Source organism: Streptomyces synnematoformans, from assembly GCF_039531005.1.
Taxonomy (GTDB): domain Bacteria; phylum Actinomycetota; class Actinomycetes; order Streptomycetales; family Streptomycetaceae; genus Streptomyces; species Streptomyces synnematoformans.
In genome coordinates this window covers 1-3,551 of record NZ_BAAAPF010000482.1, presented here as the reverse complement: position 1 = coordinate 3,551, position 3,551 = coordinate 1, and the positions used below count along the sequence as shown (strand labels likewise).

At 73.3% G+C, this 3,551-nt stretch carries 5 protein-coding genes and 1 pseudogene; 2 read left to right on the top strand and 4 right to left on the bottom strand.

The window, feature by feature from the left end; all coding sequences use genetic code 11:
* Positions 1-333, top strand: a pseudogene (locus ABD317_RS34775) (nuclease); the annotation flags it as partial.
* Positions 334-396: 63 nt separating this feature from the next.
* On the opposite strand, the gene ABD317_RS34770 reads toward ABD317_RS34775, so the two are convergent.
* Together ABD317_RS34770 and ABD317_RS34765 are read right to left on the bottom strand one after the other, a co-directional pair.
* Positions 397-1,104, bottom strand: coding sequence for a sulfotransferase family protein (locus tag ABD317_RS34770; protein ID WP_344295567.1), 708 nt, complete (start codon positions 1,102-1,104; stop codon positions 397-399).
* Between the two features lie 84 nt (positions 1,105-1,188).
* Positions 1,189-1,635 carry a carboxymuconolactone decarboxylase family protein gene (locus tag ABD317_RS34765; RefSeq protein WP_344295563.1) on the bottom strand — a complete coding sequence of 149 codons (447 nt, stop codon included), beginning with the start codon at positions 1,633-1,635 and terminating at the stop codon, positions 1,189-1,191.
* A 106-nt stretch (positions 1,636-1,741) separates the two neighbouring features.
* On the opposite strand from ABD317_RS34765, the gene ABD317_RS34760 reads away from it, so the two are divergent.
* A complete protein-coding gene (locus ABD317_RS34760; protein WP_344295559.1) occupies positions 1,742-2,470 on the top strand; it encodes an SDR family oxidoreductase in 729 nt (242 codons plus the stop codon).
* Positions 2,471-2,549: 79 nt separating this feature from the next.
* Here the strand turns inward: ABD317_RS34760 and ABD317_RS34755 are convergent, their stop codons facing one another.
* Both ABD317_RS34755 and ABD317_RS37945 read right to left on the bottom strand, forming a co-directional pair.
* Positions 2,550-3,326, bottom strand: coding sequence for an alpha/beta fold hydrolase (locus ABD317_RS34755; protein WP_344295555.1), 777 nt, complete (start codon positions 3,324-3,326; stop codon positions 2,550-2,552).
* Between the two features lie 121 nt (positions 3,327-3,447).
* Positions 3,448-3,551: DUF6059 family protein (locus tag ABD317_RS37945; protein ID WP_425582522.1), on the bottom strand; the 104-nt coding region annotated here is incomplete at its 5' end.

Sequence of the window (3,551 nt, the reverse complement as noted above, 5' to 3'; positions counted from 1 at the left end):
CCCGCCGCGGCGGGGAGCACCGCGCCGTCCGGTCGGGGCGCGGCCCCGGCCCCCGCTCCGGCCCCGCGCCGCCGCAACTACGCCGAACCGCCGCCGACCTGGGCGGGCGTGGCCGACAAGGTGGCCACCGACCCGACCGTCCGCTACACCGAGAGCGGCAAGGAGTTCCTGCAGTGGATGGCGCTGCACGCCGCCGACCCGGACGGGTGGCAGGACCTGGTCGAGGCGGTGCCCGCGCACTGGCTCGGCGTCATCGCGCCGATCGCCGACGGCATCAGCAAGGAGTGGGGCCTGTTCGCCGAGCGGCTGCGGAGCCGGCAGCAGGCGGTGTGACGACGGTACGGGAACGGGCCGGGACCCCGCTGCGCGGCCCCGGCCCGGGTGGTGGTGGAGACGTCAGCCCGGCGGCTGCGCGGCCGGCCCCGGCCCGGGGCGGTTCAGCCCTTCGGGCGCGGCGGGCGGGCCGCCGCCGAGGCTCTGCATCCGCTCGCGCATCGACGCGGTGCTGTTGACGTGCGGGAACTCCTCCGCCGGCACGTCGGCGCCGAGGAAGGTGCACAGCGGCTCCCAGCCCTGCTGCACGTCGTAGACGAGGAGCCGGTCCGCGGGGACGGAGTCGATGACGTCCTGGTTGTACCGGCGGTAGACGTCCATCGCGTACTGCCCGTCGTCGAACCGGCCGTTGAGGAGGCCGTCCCACATCAAGACGTTGATCATGCGGAACATCCGGGCCTGCCTGGTGCCCGCCTCCGGCGGGTTCTGCCGGTTGCGGACGACGAACTGGTACAGCGTGTCGTGCGTGCTGCGGTACCAGCCCTCGGCGTCGCGCACCGTCAGCACGACCTTCGCCTCCGGGAACGCCTTCATGATCTGCGCGTAGTGCAGGGAGGGGGGCCCGTCCACGATGGAGGCGAAGCCGTCGAACAGCGACGGCCAGTCGGGCTGCTTGCCGTCGCAGACGATGCCTTCCCACTCCGCCAGCCGCTCCTCGTTGCTGACGATGTCGAACATGTGGTAGCAGGGCCCGTATCCGAGCCGCTCCAGCGCTACCTGAAGCGAGGTCGTGCCGGTTCTGCCTAACCCGGCGTTGATGAGCTTCAACAAGGCGGTGTCCCTCTCCAGTCGTGGGTGACCGGGCCGGCGACGCGATCAGCGCCCCCCGTGCCGGGATCGCGTCGCCGGGCCGACTCAGCGCCAGTCAGCCGGTACCTGTCTAGTGGAGACGTTAACGCGGTTCCAGAGGTTGACCAGACCGATATGGATAACGAGCGCGGCAAGCTCCGGCTCGCTGAAAATCCGGGCGGCGGCGTCCCAGACCTCGTCGGGCACGGGGTCGTCCGCGCCGACCAGCTGGGTCGCCGCCTCGGCCAGCGCCAGGGCGGCGCGTTCGGCGTCGTCGAAGCACGACGCATTCCGCCAGTCTTCGACCATGGGCAGGCGTTCGTCGGCCGCCGCGGCGCTTTCGGCGTCGCGGGGAAGCGTGTAGATACGGCCGTTGAGCTGACTCACCCGCAGCCGGACAAGATCGAGCGTCTGCTGCGGAACTCCGACCTTGCCGATGATTTTCGAGAGGTCGAGCAGGGGTTGCAGGGCATCGGGTACGACCAGTGACGGGTTATTCATCCGGGGCTGCATGGCAACAGGTTGCCGCCGGCCCCGGCGCTGCTGCAACTATGGGGAAAAGGCCACCGGTTCGACCGCGGGAAATCCTCGGTTGAACGCCTCAGAAAGGGGTTCGAGCATGACCGCGGAGCAGATAGCTCTTGTCACGGGGGCTAACAAGGGCATCGGATTCGAGATCGCCAGGCAACTCGGCGAGGCGGGCGCCGTCGTCTTCGTCGGCGCCCGGAACGAGGCGCGCGGAAAGAAGGCCGCCGACGCGCTCGCGGACCGGGGCGTCGCCGCGGTGGCGCTGCGCCTCGACGTCACCGACGCGGAGTCCGTCGCCGCGGCCGCGGCCCGGATCGAGCGCGCCCACGGGCGCCTCGACATCCTGGTCAACAACGCCGGCGTCGCCGGCGGGTTCACCGGGCCGCCGAGCGCGGCGACCGCGGCCGACATGCGGGAGGTGTACGAGACCAACGTCTTCGGTGTGGTGACGGTGACCAACGCGATGCTGCCGCTGCTGCGCCGCTCGCCGGCCGGCCGCATCGTCAACCAGTCCAGCCACGTGGGGTCGCTGACCCTCAACGCCGACCCCGACTCGCCGATGGCGCACGTCAGCCTGATCGCGTACCAGTCGTCGAAGACGGCGCTGAACGCGCTGACGCTCGCGTACGCGAAGGAGCTGCGGGGGACGCCGGTCAAGGTCAACGCGGCCCACCCGGGGATCGTCGCCACGGACATCAACGGCGGGCGCGGACAGCGGACTCCGGCGCAGGGCGCGGTGATCGCCGTCCGGCTGGCGCTGCTGGACGCGGCCGGCCCGTCGGGGGAGTCGCTGTCGGAGGACGGACCGGTGCCCTGGTGACGGGGCCCGCCGGGGGAGGGGCGGGGTGCGGGCGCGGGGCGGCGGGCACGCTGTCCGCGCCCCGCGCTTCGCGGCCGGGTCAGGTGGTGGCGAAGCCGGCCAGGACCCGGCCGAGGATGTCCGTGTGCACCCGGTGCCACGAGCCGGGCAGCCGCATCCCCCAGCCGCCCGGCAGCGCGGCCGCGGTCGCCAGGGCCGCGTCGCGCAGCCAGTCGCTGGTGCCGTCGCTGCAGACCACCAGCGACGGCGTACGGATCGCCGCCAGCTGCTCGGGGTGGAGGCGGAAGTCGCCGCAGAGGGTCACGTCGTAGACGAGCGTGTGGGCGTTCGCCTCGTTCGTCGCCCACAGCGGCGCCCGGCGCCACTCGGCGATCACCTCGGGGGCGAGCCCCAGCATCCGGCCGAGGTAGTACTCCGCGGCCTCGCCGCGCCGGTCCTCGGCGAGCAGCCCGCGGATGACGTCCAGGCAGTCCGCCGGGGGCAGCGGGTGGTCCCCGGTGCGGAAGTACGGTTCGTGCAGGGCCAGCTTGGTGATCGGCAGGCCGGCGCGGGCGGCGTGCAGCGCCAGGTTGGCGCCCGTGGACCCGGCGAAGACGACCGCCTCGCCGCCGGCCTCCTCGACCACCGCCGCGAGGTCCTCGACCTCCCGCTCCACCGACCAGGCGGGGGAGTCGCCGCTCTCGCCGCGGCCGCGGCGGTCGTAGGCGTAGACCGTGCAGGACGACGTCAGCTCCGGGACCAGCTGGTCGAAGATCGTGTGATCACGGAACGCGCCGTTGAGCAGCACGATCGGCGGGCCCTCGCCCGCCTTCCGGTAGGCGATCGTCGTGCCGTCCCGCGAAACGACCTTGCGCATGGCGCCTCCTCGTGTGCGCTCGTACTCCTCGGGCCGGCGGGCGTCCGCCGGCGCTGCCAACGTCCGGCACGCCGCTGGACGGCCGGTCGAGGCACGGTCGCGCGGGGGGCGGGCCCGTCGGTCAGGGGCCGCCGTCCAGCTCGCGCTCCAGGGCGCGCTCCGCCGGCGTGAGGCCGGCGCCGGGGCAGAGCCGCTCCGGGTGGCCCGCGGGCGGCCCGTCGAGCC

Excerpts from the sequence above, each read along its gene's own strand:
- ABD317_RS34765 (WP_344295563.1), bottom strand. The coding sequence starts at position 1,635 with ATGCAGCCCCGGATGAATAACCCGTCACTGGTCGTACCCGATGCCCTG.
- ABD317_RS34760 (WP_344295559.1), top strand. The coding sequence starts at position 1,742 with ATGACCGCGGAGCAGATAGCTCTTGTCACGGGGGCTAACAAGGGCATC.
- ABD317_RS34755 (WP_344295555.1), bottom strand. The coding sequence starts at position 3,326 with ATGCGCAAGGTCGTTTCGCGGGACGGCACGACGATCGCCTACCGGAAG.